This window comes from Streptomyces sp. NPDC058284, from assembly GCF_042881135.1.
Taxonomy (GTDB): domain Bacteria; phylum Actinomycetota; class Actinomycetes; order Streptomycetales; family Streptomycetaceae; genus Streptomyces.
The window spans coordinates 107,310-127,968 of the sequence record NZ_JBHVYE010000002.1 but is presented as its reverse complement, the minus strand read 5'-3'; the positions used below and the strand labels follow the sequence as shown (position 1 = coordinate 127,968).

Sequence of the window (20,659 nt, the reverse complement as noted above, 5' to 3'; positions counted from 1 at the left end):
GCCCCACCCTCGCGACACCGGACCGGCCTGTCAATCCTTTGTCCGGACAACAGAACTTAATAACTTCCCGTCATCATCTCCTGGGGCTACGCTCGCCCCGTGTCCAAACCAGTCGCCAAAGCAGCTCAGGACAAGCCGGTCCAGGACCCCACCGTGGACCTCAGGCTCGGCGTCGACCGCAGCAGCCCCGTCCCGCTCTACTTCCAGCTGGCCCAGCAGCTCGAGGCGGCGATCGAGCGCGGCGCCCTCACCCCGGGCAGCCTCCTCGGCAACGAAATCGAGCTCGCCGGGCGGCTCGGCCTGTCCCGGCCCACCGTCCGCCAGGCCATCCAGTCCCTCGTCGACAAGGGCCTGCTCGTGCGCCGCCGCGGCGTCGGCACCCAGGTCGTGCACAGCCAGGTCAAGCGCCCCCTGGAGCTGAGCAGCCTCTTCGACGACCTGGAGGCCGCCGGCCAGCGCCCCGAGACCCGCGTCCTGCGCAACACCCTCGAACCGGCGTCCGCCGAGGTCGCGGCGGCGCTCGGGGTCGCCGAGGGCGACGCCGTGCACCTGGTCGAGCGGCTCAGGCTCGCCCACGGCGAACCCATGGCGCACCTGCGCAACCACCTGCCGACCGGACTCCTCGACCTCGACACCGCCCGCCTGGAGGCCACCGGGCTCTACCGCCTGATGCGCGCCGCGGGCCACACCCTGCACAGCGCGCGCCAGTCCGTCGGCGCCCGCGCCGCCACCGAGGAGGAGGGCGAGCTCCTCGCCGAGCCCGCCGGCGCCCCGCTGCTCACGATGCGGCGCACGACCTTCGATGACACGGGCCGGGCGGTCGAGTTCGGCTCGCACGTCTACCGCGCCTCGCGCTACTCCTTCGAGTTCCAGCTCCTCGTACGGCCGTAGCCGCCCGCACGGCCCCGGGCGTCCGGGCGTCCGAATGTTCTGACAAACCCATTGACGCTCCCTCACCTCCACCGCTAGAACTCCTCCAGCCGCACCGGGCGGCCGGGAGAAGAGGGGTGGTCCAACATGCGCACATCCCGCACGGCGAGGGGCGTCACGGCCTGTCTGGCGGTGATCGCGCTCGCCGCCGGCTGCAGCAGCTCCGGCGGCAAGGACGACGAGGACACGTCGGGGGACGGCGGCGGGGGCGGCAGGGGCGTGCACACGCCCCGCCTCAAGATCGCGATGGTCACGCACTCCGGCGAGGGCGACACCTTCTGGGACATCGTCCGCAGCGGCGCCAAGCAGGCGGCCCGCAAGGACAACGTCGACTTCCTCTACGCCAACGACAAGGAGGCCAAGGGCCAGGCCGAGCTCGTCCAGTCCTTCGTCGACAAGAAGGTCGACGGGCTCGTCGTGACCCTGGCCAAGCCCGAGGCGATGCGCTCCGTGCTCGCCGACGCGAAGGACGCCGGCATCCCGGTGATCACCGTCAACTCCGGCGGCGAGTTCTCCGCGAAGTTCGGCGCGCTCGGCCACATCGGCCAGGACGAGTCGGTGGCGGGCGAGGCCGTCGGCGACGAGCTGAACACGCGCGGCAGGAAGAAGGCGCTCTGCGTCATCCACGAACAGGGCAACGTCTCCCTCGAACAGCGGTGTGCGGGCGTCAGGAAGAGCTTCGAGGGCTCGGTCGAGAACCTCAACGTCGACGGCACCAACGCGCCCGCCGCCCAGTCCTCCATCAGCGCGAAGCTGCAGGCCACCAAAGGCATCGACGCCGTCGTCACGCTCGGCGCGCCCATCGCCGCGTACTCCGTGAAGGCGAAGGCCGAGGCGGGGAGCAAGGCGGAGGTCGACACGTTCGACCTGAACGCCGAGGTCGTCAAGCGCCTGAAGGCCAAGGAGGTCGGCTTCGCCGTCGACCAGCAGCCCTACCTCCAGGGCTACGAGGCCGTCGACCTGCTCTGGCTCCACGCGTACAACGCCGACACCCTGGGAGGCGGCAAGCCCGTCCTCACCGGGCCCGCGATCGTCACCGGTAAGGATGTGCCGAAGCTGGAGAAGTACACCGCTCGCGGTACCCGATGAACACATGCGTGATCCGCGTGGTCGATACTTGGGCGGCTGGGGCCGGAGATCCGGACCGGCCGCACAGAGCAGCAGAGCAAGAAGGGCACGGCGTCGTGGCAAGGGTGAAGACAGGGGTACGTGCGGTGGGCGCCGTGCTGGTGGCGGTGCTCGGCGTCACCGCGGGACTGACCGGGTGCAGCAGTACCGGCGGCAAGCGCGCGGAGGACGCCCGCAAGGCGGCGACGGCCGGGGGCAGGGCGGCGGTGGACACGCCCCGCTGGACCTTCGGCATGGTCACCCACTCGGGCGACGGCGACACCTTCTGGGACATCGTCCAGGAAGGCGCCAGGCAGGCGGCCCGCAAGGACAACATCAAATTCCTCTACTCCCACAACGCCGAGGCCCAGCAGCAGGCCCAGCTCGTGGACTCCTACATCGACAAGAAGGTCGACGCGATCATCGTCACCCTCGCCAAGCCCGACGCGATGAAAGGCGCCCTGGCCCGCGCCAAGAAGGCCGGTATCCCGGTGGTCACCGTGAACTCGGGCTCCGCGGAGTCCAAGAAGTTCGGCGCGCTCACCCACATCGGCCAGGACGAGACGATCGCGGGCGAGGCCGTCGGCGAGGAGCTCAACAAGCGCGGCAGGAAGAAGGCGCTCTGCGTCCTGCACGAGCAGGGCAACGTCGGCCACGAGCAGCGCTGCGCGGGCGCCAAGAAGACCTTCGACGGCACGATGCAGAACCTGTACGTGACCGGCACCAACATGCCCGACGTGCAGTCCTCCATCGAGGCCAAGCTGCAGTCCGACAAGTCGGTCGACGCCGTCGTCACGCTCGGCGCGCCCTTCGCGGACACCGCCGTGCAGGCCGCGGAGAGCGCGGGCAGCAAGGCCGAGGTCGACACCTTCGACCTCAACGAGAAGGTCGCCGCGGGCCTGAAGTCCGGCTCCCTGGGCTTCGCCGTCGACCAGCAGCCCTACCTCCAGGGCTACCAGGCCGTCGACCTGCTGTGGCTCTACAAGTACAACGCCGACGTCCTCGGCGGCGGCAAGCCCGTCCTCACAGGACCGCAGATCGTCACCAAGGACCAGGCCGACGAGCTGGAGGAGTACGCGAGGCGAGGGACCCGATGACCGCGAAAGCAACCACCCCCGCACCCGCGCCCGCCGACGACGCCGACGAGCGCCTGGTCAAGACCTCACCGCTGAAGAAGCTGATGGGCCGCCCGGAGCTCGGCTCGGTCGTCGGCGCCATCGCCGTCTTCGTCTTCTTCTCGTTCGTCGCGGACAGCTTCCTGCAGGCCACGAGCCTGGCGACGGTCCTGTACGCCGCCTCGACCCTCGGCATCATGGCGGTGCCGGTCGCGCTGCTCATGATCGGCGGCGAGTTCGACCTGTCGGCGGGCGTGCTCGTGACGACCTCCGCGCTCGTCTCGTCGATGTTCAGCTACCAGATGACGGCGAACGTCTGGGTCGGCGTCGGCGTCTCGCTCCTGGTCACGCTCGCCATCGGCGTCTTCAACGGCGTGATGCTGACCCGCACGGACCCGCCGAGCTTCATCATCACGCTCGGTACGTTCCTGATGCTGACCGGCATGAACCTCGGCTTCACGAAGATGATCAGCGGCACGGTCTCCACCAAGTCGATCTCCGACATGGAGGGCTTCTCCTCCGCCAAGGAGGTCTTCGCCTCGACGATCACCATCGGCGGCGTCGACTACAAGATCACCATCGTCTGGTGGATCGTCCTGGTCGCGGTGGCCACCTGGATCCTGCTGCGCACCCGCGTCGGCAACTGGATCTTCGCGGTCGGCGGCGGCGAGGACGCGGCCCGCGCGGTCGGCGTCCCGGTCGCCAAGACCAAGATCGGCCTCTACATGGGCGTCGCGTTCGGCGCCTGGATCGCGGGCCAGCACCTGCTGTTCAGCTACGACGCCGTGCAGTCCGGCGAGGGCGTCGGCCAGGAGCTGATCTACATCGTCGCGGCCGTCATCGGCGGCTGCCTCATCACCGGCGGCTTCGGTTCCGCGGTCGGCGCGGCCGTCGGGGCGCTGATCTTCGGCATGGCCAGCAAGGGCATCGTGTACGCCGAGTGGAACTCCGACTGGTTCAAGTTCTTCCTCGGCGTGATGCTGCTCCTGGCGACGCTGCTCAACCACTGGGTCCGCAAGCGTGCGGAGGCGACGAAGTGACCACGGACATCACGAAGGCCGACGCGGTCGCGGAGGGCGGGCGCACGCCGCTCGTCGAGCTGGACGACGTCAGCAAGTTCTACGGCAACATCCGCGCGCTCGAAGGGGTGTCCCTGGAGGTGCACGCGGGGGAGATCTCCTGCGTCCTCGGTGACAACGGCGCGGGCAAGTCCACGCTCATCAAGATCATCGCGGGTCTGCACCGGCACGACGCGGGTGTCTTCCGCATCGAGGGCGAGGACATGCGTCTCAGCTCGCCGCGGGCGGCCCTGGACCTGGGCATCGCCACGGTCTACCAGGACCTCGCCGTGGTCCCCCTGATGCCGGTCTGGCGCAACTTCTTCCTCGGCTCCGAGCCGACAAAGGGCGTCGGCCCCTTCCGCCGCATGGACGTCGACCTCATGCGCAGGACGACCCGCGCGGAGCTGCTCCGCATGGGCATCGACCTGCGCGACGTCGACCAGCCCATCGGCACGCTCTCGGGCGGTGAGCGCCAGTGCGTGGCGATCGCGCGGGCCGTCTACTTCGGCGCGAAGGTCCTCGTCCTCGACGAGCCGACCGCTGCGCTCGGCGTGAAGCAGTCGGGCGTGGTCCTGAAGTACGTGGCCGCCGCGCGGGACCAAGGCCTGGGTGTGGTCCTGATCACCCACAACCCGCACCACGCGTACCTGGTCGGCAACCGCTTCGTCCTCCTGAAGCGGGGCGTGATGTCCGGCTCGTACGCACGCGACGAGATCACCCTGGACGAGCTGACCCGCCAAATGGCGGGCGGCACGGAACTGGACGACCTCCGCCATGAGCTGGAGGGCGGGGCCCCTTAGCGGGGGGGCGATGTCGCCGGGTGCGCCCCGCCCGGACACGGGACGTCGCCGGGTGCGCCCCGTAAGGGGCGCGGGGAACTGCGCGAGCGACCAGGGCGGGTCCGCAGACGCATCTGGGCGCGTTCCCGGCAGACGCGTCTGCGGCTTTTCCCGGGCGGGGCGCGCAGTTCCCCGCGCCCCTGAGGCCACCCGGCCCCGGGCCACCGGGAGAGGACCCCGCCCCCCCCACGGGGGGCCGAGCCCCGTATCCCGTTGTGCGCGCCCCCGCGAGCGTGAGGCAGAATCGCCGCAATGAGCACCTACCGCGACCTCGCGCACCGCGGCTCCGCGCGAGCCACCGTTCTGCGGACCGTGGGCACCCGCGAACGCCGATCGCACCTCACGGCGCCCCGCGTCAACACCGTCGGCATCGACATCGGCGGCACCAAGGTGATGGCGGGCGTCGTCGACCCCGACGGCAACATCCTGGAGACCCTGCGCACGGAGACCCCGGACAAGTCGAAGAGCCCCAGGGTCGTCGAGGACACCATCATCGAGCTCGTCCTCGACCTCTCCGACCGGCACGACGTGCACGCCGTCGGCATCGGCGCGGCCGGCTGGGTCGACGCGGACCGCAACCGCGTGCTCTTCGCGCCCCACCTGTCCTGGCGCAACGAGCCCCTGCGGGACCGCATCTCCGGACGCCTCGCCGTCCCCGTCATGGTGGACAACGACGCGAACACCGCCGCCTGGGCCGAGTGGCGCTTCGGCGCGGGCCGCGGCGAGGACCACCTGGTCATGATCACGCTCGGCACCGGCATCGGCGGCGCGATCCTCGAGGACGGCGCGGTCAAGCGCGGCAAGTTCGGTGTGGCCGGCGAGTTCGGCCATATGCAGGTCGTCCCCGGCGGCCACCGATGCCCGTGCGGCAACCGCGGCTGCTGGGAGCAGTACAGCTCCGGCAACGCCCTGGTCCGCGAGGCCCGCGAGCTCGCCGCCGCCGACTCCCCGGTCGCGTACGGCATCATCGAGCGGGTCAAGGGCAACGTCCCCGACATCACCGGCCCGCTCATCACCGAGCTGGCCCGCGAGGGCGACGCCATGTGCGTCGAGCTCCTCCAGGACATCGGCCAGTGGCTCGGCGTCGGCATCGCCAACCTCGCCGCCGCGCTCGACCCCTCCTGCTTCGTGATCGGCGGCGGCGTCAGCGCGGCCGACGACCTTCTGATCGGCCCGGCCCGCGACGCCTTCCGCCGCCACCTCACCGGCCGCGGCTACCGCCCCGAGGCCCGCGTCGCCCGCGCCCAGCTCGGCCCCGAGGCCGGCATGGTGGGCGCCGCCGACCTCTCGCGCCTGGTCGCCCGCCGCTTCCGCCGCGCCAACCGGCGCCGCGTGGAGCGCTACGAACGTTACGAGCGCTACGCAGAGGCGCGCCGTACCAACGACCGCACCTCCCAGGGAACCCCGTAGATGACCGTGCCCCGCCAGCCCTCGTCCCCGGACCACCCCGGCGCCCCGGAACCGCCGGACCGCGACGAGGGCAAGGCCCTGAAGACCGAGGACCGCCGCCACATGCTCCGCCGCCGCTGGCTGACGGCGATCATCATCGTGCTGCTCATCGGCGTCCCCGCCGGCTATCTGGTGATCTCCGCGAACCAGAGCCGGAACAGCGGCCGCGACAAGGAGGACAAGTACTCCGCGACCGGCCTCACCGCGGGCTGGCCCTCCAAGGTGCAGCGCCGCCTGTACGACGTGCCGGTCCAGCCGTACTCCGCGGAGGTCGCCTACTACGAGACGAACAACTGGCGCACCAGCCGCCTCTACGTCCAGTTCCTCACCAGCAACGAGGGCCTGAAGCGGTTCCTCACGCAGATCGGCACCACCGAGGACAAGCTCAAGCCGAAGGACATCACCATCAGCAAGCGCGACAGGAACGTCGTCGGCTGGGAGTTCACGGGCCAGGGACCCTGGTCCGGCCTCACCCACGACCAGAAGAACCCCAAGCCGACGCAGGACGTGGTCGTGGACCGCTCGAACGCGCAGCACCCGATGGTGTACGTGGTCTCGACGACGACGCCCTGAATTCTTTCGCGACGGTGAAGATCGGGGCGTTCCCCCGACAGGGGGCCCCAAGGCCTCCTAGCGTGTGGCCATGACAAGAATTTCGGACTCGGAATCGGCGTACGACCGGCACAGACTGCACCAGTGGCTGGCCGGGGAGGCCCGCGCAGAGGGGGTGGGCCGCCGGGACCTCCTGCGGCTCGCGGCCACCGTGGGCCTCGTCTCCGCCGTACCGGCCGCGCTGGCACCGGCCACGGCGAGCGCGGCGGACGTAGCGGACGAGGCGGGCGGTGCGACGGACGGGCAGCCCCGGTCGCGTGCCGTGGGGGACGGCATCGTGAAGCCGCTCCCGCCGGAGCGGTTCATCCTGCACGGCACCAACGCGGAGACCCGCTTCGAGTCCCTCGCGGACACCGGCCACCTCACCCCCGTCTCCCACTTCTTCGTCCGCAACCACACGACGACGCCGCGCGTCGACGCGCGGACCTGGCGGCTGAACGTCTGGGGCGACGGACTCACCGGCGCAGCACGGCAGTTCGGCCTCGCGGAGCTGAAGAGCCTTCCCCCGGTGACCCGTACGGCGTTCGTCGAGTGCGCGGGCAACGCCAGGAACTTCTTCAAGACCCAGCAGGGCCAGTCCGTTTCGGGCACGCCGTGGACCATGGGCGCGATCGGCGCGGCCCGCTGGCGCGGCGTACGCCTCGCCGACGTCCTGCGCAGGGCGGGCCTCTCGCACCGCGCGGTGGACGTCATGCCGCGCGGCCTCGACGACGAGTACGTCACGCCGAACGGCACGAACTACGGCCGCGTGCGGCGCCCCATGCCGGTCTCCAAGGCCCTGGACGACGTCATCCTCGCGTACGAGATGAACGGCGAGCCCCTCCCCGCCGACCACGGGCACCCGGTCCGCCTCCTCGCCCCGTCCTGGGTGGGTATCTCCTCGATCAAGTGGCTGGGCGACATCGAGGTCTCCACCACGCCCCTCTACTCGCCCTGGAACACCGACTTCTACCGGCTCTACGGCGACGCGTACCCGCCGGGCGGCAGCGCCCCGCTGACCCACCAGACCCTCAAGTCGGCCTTCGAACTCCCCTGGAACGCGCCGCTGTCCGCACACACCCGGCACCGGCTCACCGGCCGCGCCTGGTCCGCCACGGGCGCGATCACCAAGGTCGAGGTCAGCACGGACGGCGGCGCCTCCTGGCGACCGGCCCGCCTGCACGACCGCTCGCACCCCGGCTCATGGACACGCTGGTCGACGCGGTGGACCCCCGGCGAGCCCGGCCCCGCCGAACTCCTCTCCCGCGCCACGGACTCCACGGGCCGCACCCAGCCCGAGACCACCGTCCACAACACGCAGGGCTACCTGTTCGACGCGGTCGTGCGGCACGCGGTGACGGTGGGAGCCTGAGAGCCTGTGTCATATCCCCGGCCGGGTGGTCGCCGCCTGGCACGCACGCTCGCCGCGTTGCCGAAAAGCCCTAGTAGCTCCTCCCCCAGGCCTGAACGGCCCGGGGGGACCCCCACCGAGGACTTCCCGGCGCCTTGCGATCGCACGCACCAGACGACGCCCACTGATCCGACCGGGGATATGACACAGGCTCTGAGGGGCCCTCACCCGGTGGCCGCCCACCCCTCGTACACGGCGGCCGCCACCGCCAGGTCCTCCCAGGCCATCCCCGCCGACTTGAACAGCCGGGGCCGCCCCTCCACCGGCTTCACCTCGCCCCTGACCAGGGCGTCCAGCGTGTGCAGGCGCTCCATGGCGAAGGCGCCCTCGGCGACCGCGAGGACCAGGTCGCCGCACTCCCGCTCCGCCACCTCGCGCGACTCCGCCACCACGGTGGCGCGCCCCACGAGGCGGGCGTCCACCTCGCGGGCGTCCGGCTCGTGCGAGCCGACCGCGGCGACCGTCGCGTGGGCGGGCAGCAGGGAGCTGTCGAACAGCGGCTCACGCGCCGTGGTGCAGCAGCAGACCACGTCGGCCCGGGCCACGGCGTCCGCCGTCGTGGGGGACGCCGGGAGGCCGGCCGCGCGGCAGCGGTCGACGAAGGCGGCCACCCGGCCGGTGTGCCGCGCCACCACGTCGACGTGGCGCAGCGCGGGACGTACCGCACGCACCGCCTCGACGTGTCCCCACGCCTGCGGCCCCGTCCCGAAGACGACCAGCCGCTCGGCGTCGGGAACCGCGAGCCGCCCGACGGCCACGCCGGACACCGCGGGAGTACGCAGCGACGTCAGCGCGATCCCGTCCAGCAGGGCCAGCGGCGCATGGGTCACGCCGTCCAGGAGCAGGTACAGCCCCTGGACGCGGGGCAGAGCGCGCTCGGCGTTGCCCGGCGTGACCGTGACCGCCTTCACGCCGGTGTACGAGGCCGTGGCCGACGGCATCAGGAGCAACTGGCCGCCGGGTACGTCCACGACGGAGCGGGGCGGCTCCGCAGCGGGGTCGAGCCCGGCGGTGATGACGGCCTCCAGCGCGTCGACGGCGGCGGACATGGGGACGAGCCGGGCCATGGTGGCGGCGTCGATGTGGGGCGTGGCGGGGGAGGGGGCCGGTGTGCTCATACGGGTCCTTGTCGTGCGGGTGATGTGACGGATCCGCGGTGCGGCGGGAGTGAAGGCGGACGTCCCGGGCACTCGCGGGGGGAAGGCAAAGGTGCACTGCCCGGCCCCGGCGGAGAAGGGGCCGGACGAGTTCACGAGGAAAGGTGTCATCCGTGTCGCAAGTCGAAGAGTCCATCGAAGTCAACGTGCCGGTCCGCGCGGCGTACAACCAGTGGACCCAGTTCGAGACGTTCCCCGAGTTCATGGAAGGCGTGCAGCGGATCGAACAGCGCACCGACAAGCTCACCCACTGGGTGACGAAGATCGATGGTGTGGAGCGGGAGTTCGACGCCGCGATCACCGAGCAGATCCCGGACGAGCGGGTGGCCTGGACCACGGTCGAGGGGCAGGCCAAGCAGGCCGGTGTCGTCACCTTCCACCGCCTGGACGACTCGCGGACCAAGGTCATGCTGCAGATGGAGTACGACCCTGAGGGTCTGGCCGAGACGGTCGGCGACAAGCTCGGCTTCGTGAAGCGGCAGGTCACCGGGGACCTGGGCCGGTTCAAGAAGTTCATCGAAAAGCGCGACGGCGTGGAGACCGGCGCCTGGCGTGGCCAGGTGTAGTTCCCGGAGCCCGACGCGAGATCCCTGGTGACGCCCAGCGGCGGCGCCCCACGGTCCTCATACGGACCACTGGTGGGCGCCGCCGCGAGCGCGCGGAGCAGGCGTCCTTCGGCGGTGTCCGTGTGCACATCGGGCCTCGACCGTCTCGCGGCGGGACGGGCCGCGGAAAATCGTAGGCCGAACGCGTCCCGTGTCGGTTAACGTGGAGGCGACTTCGAACATGTGACGAGGAGCCCGGACATGGTGGTGGACGACGACATCTCCGGGTGATGCCCGGACCCGGCAGGCCACCGGCAGGCGCGTGGAAGCGCCGCCGATGTGGTCTCGCTGTCGTGCCGTCCTCCGCTGTCTGCCGCAGGGGCAGAAATGTCTTGCCTGCCCCCCGTCCGCAAGGTCACCACCATGCCCGAAGCGTCCATTGTGTGCTCCAACCTGTCCTTCGCCTGGCCCGACGACACCCCCGTCTTCCAGGACCTGTCCTTCACCGTCGGCTCCGGCCGTACCGCTCTCGTCGCCCCCAACGGCGCAGGCAAGAGCACACTGCTCAAGCTCGTCGCCGGTGAGCTGCGGCCCCGTTCCGGGTCGCTCTCCGTGGCCGGCTCCCTCGGCTACCTCCCGCAGAGCCTCCCGCTGACCGGTGACCTCACCGTCGCCGAGGTGCTGGGCGTCGCCGCGATCATCCGGGCCATCGACGCCGTGGAGTCCGGGGACGTCGACGAGAAGCACTTCACCGCCATCGGCGACGACTGGGACATCGAGGAACGCACCCGCGCCCAGCTCGACCGCCTCGGCCTCGCCGACCTCACCCTGGGCCGGCGCCTGCACACCCTCAGCGGCGGCCAGGTCATCTCCCTCGGCCTCGCCGCCGAGTTGCTGAGGCGGCCCGACGTCCTGCTGCTCGACGAACCCACCAACAACCTCGACCTGGACGCGCGACACCACCTCTATGCCGCGCTCGAGGAATTCACCGGCTGTCTCTTCCTGGTCAGCCACGACCGTGCGCTGCTCGACCGCATGGAACGCGTCGCCGAACTCGACGGCGGCGAACTGCGCTTCTACGGCGGGAACTTCACCGAGTACGAGGAGGCCGTCAGGGCCGAGCAGGAAGCCGCCGAGAACAACGTCCGCAATGCCGAACAGCAACTCAAGCGCGAGAAGCGGGAGATGCGGCAGGCCCGCGAGCGCGCGGAGCGCCGGCAGAGCAATGCCGCCCGCAACCTCAAGAGCGCCGGTCTGCCCCGCATCTTCGCCGGCAACATGAAGCGCGGCGCGCAGGAGTCGGCGGGCCGTGCTGGCCGGCTGCACGCGGGCCGGGTCGGCGATGCGCAGGCCCGGCTGGACGAGGCCGGGCGTGCGCTCCGCGAGGAGCAGCGCATCACGATCGACCTGCCGGACACCCAAGTGCCCGCAGGACGCACCCTGTTCCTCGGGGAGCGGCTGCGGGTCCGGCTCGGGGGCAAGGAGGTGTTCGCGGGCCAGGGCGTCGACCTGACGATCCGTGGCCCCGAGCGCATCGCGCTGACCGGTCCCAACGGCGCGGGCAAGAGCACGCTGCTGCGGCTGCTCAACGGCGATCCGACGGCGGGGTACGAGGGCGTGATCAAGCGGGCCGACGGCCGCGTCGCCCATCTGTCGCAGCGGCTCGACCTGCTGGACGTCGAGCGGACGGTCGCCGAGAACTTCGCCGACCACGCCCCGGAGCGGCCCGAGGCCGAGCGGATGAACCTGCTCGCCCGCTTCCTCTTCCGGGGCGCGCGTGCCCATCTGCCCGTCGGCGTGCTCTCCGGCGGCGAACGGCTGCGCGCCACGCTGGCCTGCGTACTGTGCGCGGAACCGGCCCCGCACCTGCTGCTCCTCGACGAGCCGACGAACAACCTCGACCTGGTCGGCGTGGAGCAGTTGGAGAGCGCCCTGAACTCCTACCGGGGCGCCTTCGTGGTCGTCAGCCACGACGAGCGGTTCCTGCGCGAGATCGGTGTGAGCCGGTGGCTGCGACTGTCCGGGGGCGAGCTCGCGGAGACCGGGGCCCCCGATGACTGAACCACCGCGGCGACCTTGCCCGCGCCGAGAGCCCGGGTGTCGCCCGATGCGACACCCAGGACAGCGCCGGGCGGCACGCGCCCGCGGCCCGGCCCCTCAGCCCTGCACCAGCCGCGTGCTCAGCGCGCGAATGATCTCGGTGCCGAGGACCGCCTGGCCGCGGGCGTTGAGATGGATGCCGTCGCTGCTCCAGACCGACTCCTCGCGGCCCGTCGGATGGCTCTGCATGTCGACGTAGACCGCGTCGAGGCGCTCGGAGACCGCCCGCATGCGCTGCGACAGGACGGCGAGGCGCTCGCGGGCGACGCCGCGGTAGCGCTCGTCGAAGTGGGGGTTGCCGATGATGTCGAAGAAGCCGGACGTCACCAGGGTGCCCGCCGCCTTGCGCAGGGGCGTGAACAGCGCTTCGAGTTCGCTCTCCGCGGCGTCCGGGTCGAAGACCTTGCGCAGGCCGTCGTTGCCCCCGCACAGCGCGATCACCAGATCGGGTCCGAAGTCGAGCGCGGGCTGCAGCTGCGTCTCGCGGACCTGCGACGTCAGCAGGTCGCGTACGCCGAGATTGAGGGTCTCCAGATCCGGGCGCGCCGTGCGCAGCGCCGCGATCACCGGGCTTGACCAGGGCTGCGAGCGGTAGCCGTGGCGCGGCTCGCTGATCCCCGAGGCGACACTGTCGCCGACGATCACCAGCCTGGACCAGGGAGCGCCCCGCAGCAGCTCCGCCGCCCCGGCCGGTGACAGCACATAGGGATCATTGCTCTCGGTCACACCAGTGGTTTCCATGGTCCGGACGGTCCCTTCCTCGCGCACAGTCATGCGTCCCCCGTCAACGATGGCCCTCGGGCAGGCCGCCCGCTGGCGGAAATCCGACATCATCGCGGCGCCCGCGCGGTGGCCCCCACGGCGCGTCACTTCTTGTGCGCGCGGAAGCGGAGCTGGTGACCGCGGTGATCCCGCTCCACGACGGCCTCCCCGAACCCGGCCGCGGTGAGCCGCTCCGAGAGGCTTGCGGGCCGGACGACGTTCATGGTGTCCCCGAGGTGCAGCAGCCGGAACGGCAGGGTCGGCTGGCTGTCGCTGCCGGCGAGCACCCCGCCCGGCCGCAGCACCCGGAAGGCCTCCGCGAACAGCCGGTCCTGGAGCGCGACGGTCGGCACGTGATGCAGCATCGTGAAGCACACGACGGCGGAGAAACCGGCGTCGGGCAGCGGCATCGCGGTGGCGTCCCCGAGCACGATCCGGGCCCGGTCGCCCCAGTCGCGTCGGAGCAGGCGCGTGGTCGCCCCGTTGATCTCCAGAGCGGTGAGGCGCGGCACACGCTCCACCAGGACCCGGAGATTGGCGCCGTATCCCGGGCCCAACTCCAGTACGTCCTCGCCCAGTTCGACCCCTTCCAGCGCCCACGGCAGCAGCCGCCGCTCGGTGAAGCCCGCCCACGTGCGTGAACCGCACAGCACTCGGTGCGCCCTGTTCATCGGCATGCGCCGAAGCTAACTCCCGGCGTGCAGCCGTCCGCTGACACCGCCGCGCCAGCGCGCCGTCAGCGGCCCGGCCTACGTTGCGGTGGGCCCGGCACGCGAGGCCGGGCCCCATCCGACCGACACCTGGGGACGTGCATGCCCACCCACGCGACCGCCTCCCGACCCCGCTTCCTCGTGGACTTCGCCCCCACCCGCTTCCGGCGCAGGCTCTTCCCCTTCTCCCGGGTGCCCGCCACCGGACGCATCGGCGAGATGTGGCACCTGGCCGCGCGCAACCACCCGGAGCAGCGCGTGATCGTGGACCGCGCCCCCGACGTGGACCCGGAAGGACCGCTGGAGCGCACCTACCGGCAGTGGACCGCACTGGTCGACGACCTGGCGGCGCGGCTGCGGGCGATGGGCGTACGGGAATGGGACCGGGTCGCGGTCGTCAAGAGCAACCACCTGGACATCTCGCTGCTGGCCTCCGCCGCCGCGCGCATAGGCGCCATACCCGCGCTGATCTCCGACACCCACGCCCCGGAAGTCCTCACGGTGCTCCTCGCCCGCCTTGAGCGCCCCTACCTGGTGACCGAACGCCGGGTCCTGGAGGCGAAGGAGTTCGACGCGGAGGCCCTCGCCGAACTCACCGAGCGGGCCGCGAGCGTGGACGGAGCGCCCGCCGGCCGCACGGACGTGCTCGACTTCGGCCGCCTCGACCGCGGCCCCGCGCCCGCGCGACAGCTGCGGGCGTACGGGGAGCCCATGGTCATCACCCACACCTCGGGCACCACGGGCGTACCCAAACTGGTGCTGCACTCGGCCGCCTCCCTCTACTCCCTGGCGCTGGTGGAGGCCGAGCGCTGGCCGGTCTTCGGGCTGCGCGCCGACGACACCGTGGCCTTCTGCCAGCCGTACTCGCACCAGCGCGTCGTCACCGGCCTGCTGCCGCTGACCACGGTCGGCTCGAAGCTCCTGATGCTGTCCGACCCGCGGGGGCCGCGCCTGCGCGAGCTGCTCGTGCGCCACGCCCCCACCCTGGTGGAGACCCTGCCCAACGCGTTCCTCGCCTGGGAGGAGCTCAGCAGGGACCCGGGCAGGCCCTTCCGCAGGGTCCGCGTCTTCGTGAGTTCCTTCGACGCGATCCACGCCCGTACCGTCCGCGCCTTCCTCGCCGCCACCGACCGCAGGTTCCCGGTGTGGATCCAGTCCTGGAGCCAGACCGAGGCGGGCGCCGTGGCGGTCCGGCCCTACACCCGCAGAACGGTGCGGCGGCGCGGCCACCGGCCCGCCCCGACCCAGATGCTGGGCTGGCCGGTGCCCCGCTTCGGCAGGCTGCGGGCCGTGGACCCCGTGACGGGCGAGGAGGTGCCGCGCGGCGAGGTGGGTCTGATCCAGTTCTCGGCCCCGGGACGCTGCCTGACCTATGTCGGGGAGCACGAACGGCACGACCGCAAACGGCAGGACGGCTGGTGGAACCTCGGCGACCTGGCGGTGGTCAACCGCTGGGGCGCGGTACGCCTGATCGACAGGGAGGTGGACCGCATCCCCGGTTCGAGCGCCCTGGAGATCGAGGACCTCCTCCTCGACCGGCTGCCCGACACCACCGAAGTCATCGTGCTGTCCGTACGGGACGGCCTCCCGCAGCCCGTCTACAGCACGCGGCGCGACATCCCCGTGGAGCCGGCGCGGTGGCGCAGTGCCACGGCAGGACTGCCGGCGCTCGCCGAGCCGCTGCACATCCGCTGGGACGCGTTCCCCCGCACCGCCACCTGGAAGGTACGCCGCGTCCTGCTCCGCGAGCAGCTGATCGGGGACACGGCGGGAGCGGGCCGTGGCCACTGGACGTGACGCGGCGGCCCGCGGCTGAGGCGTCCGTCTCAGCCGGATCTCAGAGCCGTTCCAGCCGGGCACTGAACGATGGGGCCGGGGCAGCACACCCAGTCCCGCTCACGGCGCGCCACCCAGCCACCAGAGGAGTCCGGTGTGATTGTCCTTGGCTACAACGGTTTTACCGACGGCGCCGACATGTTCGGCCGGTTGTACGGGGCGACCGGAATCGACCGGCACAGCATCCTGGGCCATGACGCGGCCGTCGCGCTGTCCGTGGACGGGGAACTGGTGGCGGCCGTCGAGGAGGAGCGGCTGAACCGGGAGAAGAAGACGTCCGACTTCCCCGCGAACTCGCTGCGGTGGTGCCTGAACACCGCCGACGTGCGCCTGGACCAGGTCGACGTCGTCGCGTTCCCCTGGTCCTTCTCCTCCGACGTCGTGAACGCGATGATCAAGGACATCGGCGACAGCGGCCTGACCGTGGAGCAGAAGTTCGACCGGCTCAGGCGGTTCGGCGAGCTCTACGGCGGACTGGTCGGCAAGGACGCGGTGCACGCCGACTTCAAGCGGCGTACCGGCTACGACCTGCCCGCGGAGAAACTCGTCCCCGTCCCGCACCACCTGGCCCACCTGATGTGCGGCTACTACCTGTCCGGCGAGCGGGACGCGGCCTTCCTGGTGAGCGACGGCCGCGCCGAGCGTCTTTCCTCCGTCATGGGTGAGGTGCGCGGCGGCGACATCCGGCTCTTCGAGAAGTCGGCCATCGGCGTCAACCACTCGCTCGCCCTGCTCTTCGGCGAGATCACCCGCTACCTCGGCTTCATGCCCAACAACGACGAGTACAAGGTGATGGGCCTTGCGGCCTTCGCCCCGCCCCCCACCGCCTCGGACAACCCCCTCCTGCGCCACGTGGTCGAACTGCACGAGGACGGCCGCTACACCCTCGCCCTCGCCAACGACCCGAGCGGCACCCGCGGCTACTACCCCCTCCTCGACCGGATCTTCGGCGGCGACGAACGGTGCCGCGAGGAGAGGGAGTACCGCGCCCGGGTGGCCGCCGCCGCGCAGCAGATGGTCGAGGTCGTCACGGCCCACCAACTGCGCGCCCTGGAGGACGGCACCGACCTGACCCGGCTGATCTACGAGGGCGGCCTCGCGCTCAACTGCGTGAACAACGCCAAGCTCCTGGAGAGCACCCGCTTCACCGACATCCACGTCAGCTTCGGCGCGAGCGACCCGGGCGTGGCGATCGGCGCCGCCGTCTACGCGGGCCGGCTCGGCGGCCGCTCCCGCACGGCCCCCGCCACCCCGTACCTGGGCCCCTCCTACGACGACGAGCAGATACGCGCCGCGCTCTCCGCACGCGCCGACGACGTCGAGTGGACCGAGCTCGACGAGGAGTCGGTGGCCGAGCAGACCGCCAAGCTGCTCAGCGAGAAGACCGTCGTCGGCTGGTTCCAGGGCCGCACGGAGTACGGCCCGCGGGCCCTGGGCAACCGCAGCATCCTCGCCAACCCAGGCTTCGCCGACATCAAGGACATCATCAACACCCGCGTCAAGCACCGGGAGCCGTTCCGGCCCTTCGCCCCGGTCGTCCTGGAATCCGAGGCGCCCCGGGTCTTCGAGATGGGCAGGAAGAAGACGTCGCCGTACATGACGTTCGTCTTCCCCGTACGCCCCGAGTTCCACGACGTCATCCCGGGCGCCACACATGTGGACGGCACCTCCCGGGCGCAGACCGTCACGCCGGAGTCCAACCCGAAGCTGGCGGAGCTCCTGGAGAGGTTCACCGCGCTGACCGGCGTGCCGTGCCTGGTGAACACGTCGTTCAACGTCGCGGGTGAACCGATCGTCTGCTCGCCGGCCGACGCGCTCGGCTGCTTCCTCCACACCGAGATCGACTACCTGGTCCTCGGGCGCTTCCTGGTCGTCAAGAAGTGACGGACCTCGACACGGCGCGGCCGAAGCGGCCGGCCCCCCGGCCGGTCGGCCCGCTCCTGGAGGCCGTGCTGTCCGAGCTGACCCGCGGGGCAGGCCGCCCCAGCCCGCTGGAGGCGGCGTGCATCGCCTCCGTCGAATGCGCGCTCCAGCTCACCAGGACCGCCGAGCGGGCCCGGCGGGCACCGGCCGACGAGTTCCTGTCCGTCGCCGCGCGCGAGGCGCTCGGCGCGGCCCGTGCCTCGGTCCTCGCCGCGACGTGCGCTGTCAGATCCATCGAGGACCGGCGGCGGGGCCCGCGCCGGGGCGACGCATGAGCGCGCCGGAACCGACCCACGGCCCGGGGGCCACCCTTACCCGGCGGCTCGCCGACTGGGCGGCCCGCCTGCACCACCACGACCTGCCCGAACGCATCGAGCGGTACGCGGTCAGCCAGGTCATGTCGCATCTCGCGGTGGTACGGGCGAGCCTGGCCCATCCGCTCGGCACCAAGCTGGTACGGGCCTTCGGCTCACCGCTCGCCCACGATCCCGCCCGCGCGGCCCAGGTCCTCGCCGCGCTGTCCTCGTGCCTCTACTACGAGGACAGCATGTACGCGGGCCACGTCACGCACGCCTCCGTGGGCGTCCCGCTGGCCTTCCGGCGGCGGCAGCGCCTCGACGGGCGGGCCCTGCTGACCGCGGTCGTCGCCGCGAACGAGTGCGCAGCCCGGGTCACCGCCGCGGGCGCGCTGGGCCCGCTGCGCGGCCAGGGCACCTCCTACACCCAGCTCGTGGGCGCCGTGGCGGGCCGGATGAGGGGGGCCGGGGCGCCGCCCACGCGGTGGGTCGACGCGTGGGGGCTCGCGCTCGCCATGCCGCCGTGGCCCTTGCGGCGCGCCCTCCTCGGCAGCGAGGCCAAGGTCCTCTCGGCCGCGTTTCCGGTACGGACCGCCCTCGACGCCTGTGACGCCGCCGACGCGGGACTGCGGGGCGCGCACGACATCCTGGAACACCCCGGCGGCCTGCTCGCCAGGTTCTCCCACGTGCCGTCCCCGGAGGTCGTCACGGCCGGTCTCGGCACGCGCTGGCACACCGAGACCCTCACGTTCAAGATGCGCCCGGCCGGCGCGTACGTCGACGCGGCCGTCGACTGCGCCGAAGAACTGCACGCCCGACTGACCCCGGAGGAAGCGGAGTCGATCGAGGAGATCGTGGTATCCGCGCCCCGGCTGGCCATCGCCATGGACGACGAAGGCGCCGCCTACCTCGACCGCGAACGATCGGCGATCATGGCGCTCAACGTCTGCGTCGCCTACAACGTCGCCACCGCGCTGCTCACCGGCTCCGTCACCCCCTTCGACCTCGCCGAACCGGCGACCGCGGAGCCGCGGCGCTGGTCCCTCGCGGACCGGGTCCGCCTGGAGTACGACGCCGGTCTGAGCCGCGAAGTCCTGCGGGCCACCGCCCCGTTGGGCGAGGCGCTGCGCCAGGCCGGGGAGCGCGGGACGCGGTGGCTCGCCGACTTCACGGGGGACGGCGCGGTGGCCGCGGCGGTCGGCGGACCTCCGAGCGACACGTTCCAGGAGGCCGACAAGGCCGTCGGCGCCCGGCTGCGGGTCACCCTGCGCGACGGCCGGGTGCTCACCGCGTCCCGCGAGCGGCCGCGGGGATCGGCAGGCCCCGCCACGAGGGACACCCACCGGGTGCTCGCCAGGGAGAAGCTCACCCGGTCCGGCAACTCGGCCGACGTGATCGACGGACTCGAGGACATCGCCTCACTCGGCACGCGGGAGCTGGACGACCTGGTGAACCGCGCGCTGTCCGAACCGCTCCCTGCGGGCGACGCGCCTTCCGTCTCCCAAGTGCCGTACACCACAGGCCCGTTCACCGGGTCCGGCCCGCCGCACCGCTCCTGACAACCGGGAAGGCGCCCGGCCCGCACGCGGCATCCGGGCGCCGAAGGAAAGGGGTATCGCACCATGTCCGAGCCCACACCCAGATTCACCTACCCGACCAAGCGGACCGATCCGCTCGTGCCGCCCGACGTGTACGCGCGGGCGCTGCGCGAGGAGCCGGTCTGCCCCATCACCCTCGCCACCGGCGACCCCGCCTGGTTCGTGGCCCGGCACGACGACGTCCGCACCGCCCTTTCGGACCGGCGGTTCAGCAGGGAGGCGCTGTTCCGGCCCGGCGCCGCCCGCGCGCAGGTGATCGAGCCGGATCCCGACAGCATGCTCACCATGGACCCGCCGCGCCACACCCGGCTGCGCAGACTCGCCAACCGGGCCTTCAGCCCGCAGCGCGTGGAGCGGCTGCGGCCCTACGTCGAGCAGGTCGCCGCCGACCTGCTCGACGCCATGGAGACCGGCCCGCCCGAGGGCGACCTCGCCGAGGTGTACGCGCGCCCGCTCGCCCTGCGCGTCATCTGCCGCACCCTGGGCGTGCCGTTCGAGGACTACGACCGGTTCGGCGCCTGGTCGGACCGGTTCATGTCCCTCACCAAGTACCCGCCCGAAGAGATCAACCGGGCCAACCAGGACATGCGGGAGTACTTCGCACGGCTGATCGTCCTGCGGCGCAAGGACCCGGGCGACGACCTGATCAGCGCCCTCGTGGCGATCCACGACGAGGAGGGCGAGCCTTCCGAGGCGGAGATCGTGGGCCTCGGCGCGCTGCTGCTGCTCGCGGGCCACGACACCACGGTCACCGTGCTGTGCGGAGGCGCCGCCACCCTGCTCGGCAACCCCAACCAACTCGCCCTGCTGCGCGAGAACCCCGCCCTCTACCCCGACGCGGTGGAAGAGGTCGTACGCCTCAACGGCCCCGGCGGGGGCACCTCCATCCGCATCACCACCGGCGACGTCGAACTGGGCGGAACCGTCATCCCCGAGGGCTCGGCGGTCCTCGCCTCGGTCGGCACCGCCAGCCGGGACCCCGAGATCTACCCCGACCCCGACCGCTGCCTGATCCAGCGCGAGAACCGCACCCAGGTGGCCTTCGGACAGGGCCCCCACTTCTGCATCGGCGCCGGACTCGCCAGGGTCGAACTGGCCATCGGCATGCGCGCCCTGTTCGAACGCTTCCCCGAGCTGCGGCTCGCGGTGCCCCCGGAGCGACTGCGCTGGAAGGACTTCGCCGCGCTCGGGGGATGGGAAGAACTCCCCGTCGCCTGGGGATGATCGCG

General features: G+C 71.8%; 18 protein-coding genes. 15 read left to right on the top strand and 3 right to left on the bottom strand.

Annotation, left to right across the window (positions count from 1 at the left end):
* Positions 1-153 precede the first annotated feature (153 nt).
* From ACFVYR_RS03825 to ACFVYR_RS03790, 8 genes are all read left to right on the top strand, one after another.
* The gene (locus ACFVYR_RS03825; protein ID WP_384248670.1) at positions 154-891 is read left to right on the top strand and encodes a GntR family transcriptional regulator; all 738 of its coding nucleotides are present in this window, start codon (positions 154-156) and stop codon (positions 889-891) included.
* Positions 892-1,017: 126 nt separating this feature from the next.
* Positions 1,018-2,019, top strand: coding sequence for a sugar ABC transporter substrate-binding protein (locus ACFVYR_RS03820; protein WP_384248211.1), 1,002 nt, complete (start codon positions 1,018-1,020; stop codon positions 2,017-2,019).
* 95 nt (positions 2,020-2,114) lie between these two features.
* Positions 2,115-3,134: a sugar ABC transporter substrate-binding protein gene (locus ACFVYR_RS03815; protein ID WP_384248209.1), complete on the top strand. Its 1,020-nt coding sequence runs from the start codon at positions 2,115-2,117 to the stop codon at positions 3,132-3,134.
* On the top strand, positions 3,131-4,192 hold the full coding sequence (locus ACFVYR_RS03810; protein WP_384248208.1) for an ABC transporter permease: 1,062 nt from the start codon (positions 3,131-3,133) through the stop codon (positions 4,190-4,192). Before ACFVYR_RS03815 ends, ACFVYR_RS03810 begins: the two co-directional genes overlap by 4 nt.
* Complete coding sequence (locus tag ACFVYR_RS03805; protein ID WP_384248207.1) at positions 4,189-5,013, top strand: ATP-binding cassette domain-containing protein; 825 nt, start codon at positions 4,189-4,191, stop codon at positions 5,011-5,013. Before ACFVYR_RS03810 ends, ACFVYR_RS03805 begins: the two co-directional genes overlap by 4 nt.
* A 291-nt stretch (positions 5,014-5,304) precedes the next feature.
* Complete coding sequence (locus ACFVYR_RS03800) at positions 5,305-6,462, top strand: ROK family glucokinase (RefSeq protein ID WP_384248205.1); 1,158 nt, start codon at positions 5,305-5,307, stop codon at positions 6,460-6,462.
* The gene (locus tag ACFVYR_RS03795; protein WP_384248203.1) at positions 6,463-7,074 is read left to right on the top strand and encodes a sugar kinase; all 612 of its coding nucleotides are present in this window, start codon (positions 6,463-6,465) and stop codon (positions 7,072-7,074) included.
* Positions 7,075-7,144: 70 nt separating this feature from the next.
* A complete protein-coding gene (locus ACFVYR_RS03790; RefSeq protein WP_384248201.1) occupies positions 7,145-8,464 on the top strand; it encodes a sulfite oxidase in 1,320 nt (439 codons plus the stop codon).
* Positions 8,465-8,667: 203 nt separating this feature from the next.
* Here ACFVYR_RS03790 and ACFVYR_RS03785 read toward each other — a convergent pair whose 3' ends face one another.
* A complete protein-coding gene (locus ACFVYR_RS03785; protein WP_384248199.1) occupies positions 8,668-9,621 on the bottom strand; it encodes an ornithine cyclodeaminase family protein in 954 nt (317 codons plus the stop codon).
* 152 nt (positions 9,622-9,773) lie between these two features.
* Between ACFVYR_RS03785 and ACFVYR_RS03780 the strand changes: the two genes are divergently transcribed.
* Entirely contained in the window at positions 9,774-10,226 is a 453-nt protein-coding gene (locus tag ACFVYR_RS03780) for an SRPBCC family protein (RefSeq protein ID WP_384248197.1), read from the top strand.
* 402 nt (positions 10,227-10,628) lie between these two features.
* Positions 10,629-12,266: an ABC-F family ATP-binding cassette domain-containing protein gene (locus ACFVYR_RS03775; RefSeq protein WP_384248196.1), complete on the top strand. Its 1,638-nt coding sequence runs from the start codon at positions 10,629-10,631 to the stop codon at positions 12,264-12,266.
* A 96-nt stretch (positions 12,267-12,362) separates the two neighbouring features.
* Here ACFVYR_RS03775 and ACFVYR_RS03770 read toward each other — a convergent pair whose 3' ends face one another.
* Positions 12,363-13,046, bottom strand: coding sequence for an SGNH/GDSL hydrolase family protein (locus ACFVYR_RS03770; RefSeq protein ID WP_384248194.1), 684 nt, complete (start codon positions 13,044-13,046; stop codon positions 12,363-12,365).
* A 125-nt stretch (positions 13,047-13,171) separates the two neighbouring features.
* Complete coding sequence (locus tag ACFVYR_RS03765) at positions 13,172-13,744, bottom strand: class I SAM-dependent methyltransferase (protein ID WP_384248193.1); 573 nt, start codon at positions 13,742-13,744, stop codon at positions 13,172-13,174.
* Between the two features lie 135 nt (positions 13,745-13,879).
* On the opposite strand from ACFVYR_RS03765, the gene ACFVYR_RS03760 reads away from it, so the two are divergent.
* The 5 genes from ACFVYR_RS03760 to ACFVYR_RS03740 all read left to right on the top strand — a co-directional run bounded on the left by ACFVYR_RS03760 (position 13,880) and on the right by ACFVYR_RS03740 (position 20,654).
* Complete coding sequence (locus ACFVYR_RS03760) at positions 13,880-15,574, top strand: class I adenylate-forming enzyme family protein (RefSeq protein ID WP_384248192.1); 1,695 nt, start codon at positions 13,880-13,882, stop codon at positions 15,572-15,574.
* A gap of 135 nt (positions 15,575-15,709) precedes the next feature.
* The gene (locus ACFVYR_RS03755; RefSeq protein ID WP_384248190.1) at positions 15,710-17,497 is read left to right on the top strand and encodes a carbamoyltransferase; all 1,788 of its coding nucleotides are present in this window, start codon (positions 15,710-15,712) and stop codon (positions 17,495-17,497) included.
* Positions 17,494-17,811, top strand: a complete 318-nt coding sequence (locus ACFVYR_RS03750) for a hypothetical protein (RefSeq protein WP_384248189.1) — start codon at positions 17,494-17,496, stop codon at positions 17,809-17,811. The genes ACFVYR_RS03755 and ACFVYR_RS03750 overlap by 4 nt, the downstream gene beginning before the upstream one ends.
* Entirely contained in the window at positions 17,808-19,391 is a 1,584-nt protein-coding gene (locus tag ACFVYR_RS03745) for an MmgE/PrpD family protein (protein ID WP_384248187.1), read from the top strand. Before ACFVYR_RS03750 ends, ACFVYR_RS03745 begins: the two co-directional genes overlap by 4 nt.
* Before the next feature lie 63 nt (positions 19,392-19,454).
* Positions 19,455-20,654: a cytochrome P450 gene (locus ACFVYR_RS03740; protein WP_384248186.1), complete on the top strand. Its 1,200-nt coding sequence runs from the start codon at positions 19,455-19,457 to the stop codon at positions 20,652-20,654.
* Positions 20,655-20,659: the final 5 nt, after the last annotated feature.

Bases quoted from the DNA above. Each gene is read 5' to 3' on its own strand.
- ACFVYR_RS03820 (WP_384248211.1), top strand. From the start codon at position 1,018: ATGCGCACATCCCGCACGGCGAGGGGCGTCACGGCCTGTCTGGCGGTG.
- ACFVYR_RS03790 (WP_384248201.1), top strand. From the start codon at position 7,145: ATGACAAGAATTTCGGACTCGGAATCGGCGTACGACCGGCACAGACTG.
- ACFVYR_RS03770 (WP_384248194.1), bottom strand. From the start codon at position 13,046: ATGGAAACCACTGGTGTGACCGAGAGCAATGATCCCTATGTGCTGTCA.
- ACFVYR_RS03760 (WP_384248192.1), top strand. From the start codon at position 13,880: ATGCCCACCCACGCGACCGCCTCCCGACCCCGCTTCCTCGTGGACTTC.
- ACFVYR_RS03745 (WP_384248187.1), top strand. From the start codon at position 17,808: ATGAGCGCGCCGGAACCGACCCACGGCCCGGGGGCCACCCTTACCCGG.
- ACFVYR_RS03775 (WP_384248196.1), top strand. From the start codon at position 10,629: ATGCCCGAAGCGTCCATTGTGTGCTCCAACCTGTCCTTCGCCTGGCCC.
- ACFVYR_RS03800 (WP_384248205.1), top strand. From the start codon at position 5,305: ATGAGCACCTACCGCGACCTCGCGCACCGCGGCTCCGCGCGAGCCACC.
- ACFVYR_RS03740 (WP_384248186.1), top strand. From the start codon at position 19,455: ATGTCCGAGCCCACACCCAGATTCACCTACCCGACCAAGCGGACCGAT.
- ACFVYR_RS03795 (WP_384248203.1), top strand. From the start codon at position 6,463: ATGACCGTGCCCCGCCAGCCCTCGTCCCCGGACCACCCCGGCGCCCCG.
- ACFVYR_RS03810 (WP_384248208.1), top strand. From the start codon at position 3,131: ATGACCGCGAAAGCAACCACCCCCGCACCCGCGCCCGCCGACGACGCC.
- ACFVYR_RS03785 (WP_384248199.1), bottom strand. From the start codon at position 9,621: ATGAGCACACCGGCCCCCTCCCCCGCCACGCCCCACATCGACGCCGCC.
- ACFVYR_RS03765 (WP_384248193.1), bottom strand. From the start codon at position 13,744: ATGCCGATGAACAGGGCGCACCGAGTGCTGTGCGGTTCACGCACGTGG.